General features: G+C 67.5%; 1 protein-coding gene. It reads left to right on the plus strand.

Annotated elements, in window-relative coordinates:
• A partial coding sequence (locus tag ACLJNW_RS23405) for an AIM24 family protein (RefSeq protein WP_410961111.1) occupies positions 1-394 on the plus strand: 394 nt, incomplete at both ends.

Below are 394 nucleotides of genomic sequence, written 5' to 3' on the forward strand. Positions count from 1 at the left end.
CCATGCAGACCGTGGAGATCGAACTCGACCCCGGGGAAACCGTGATCGCCGAGGCCGGGGCGATGAACTACATGACCGGCGACATCCGCTTCACCGCGCGGATGGGCGACGGCTCCGACGGCAGCCTGCTGGGCAAGCTGTGGAGCGCCGGCAAGCGCAAGCTCGGTGGCGAGTCGGTGTTCATGACCCACTTCACCAACGAAGGCCAGGGCAAGCAGCACGTGGCCTTTGCCGCGCCCTATCCGGGCAGCGTGGTGGCGGTGGACCTGGACGATGTCGGCGGGCGCCTGTTCTGCCAGAAGGACTCGTTCCTCTGCGCAGCCTATGGCACCCGGGTCGGCATCGCCTTCACCAAGCGCCTGGGCGCCGGTTTCTTCGGCGGCGAGGGCTTCAT

Source organism: Salmonella sp. SAL4457 (assembly GCF_046548235.1).
Taxonomy (GTDB): Bacteria; Pseudomonadota; Gammaproteobacteria; order Enterobacterales; family Enterobacteriaceae; genus Salmonella; species Salmonella enterica.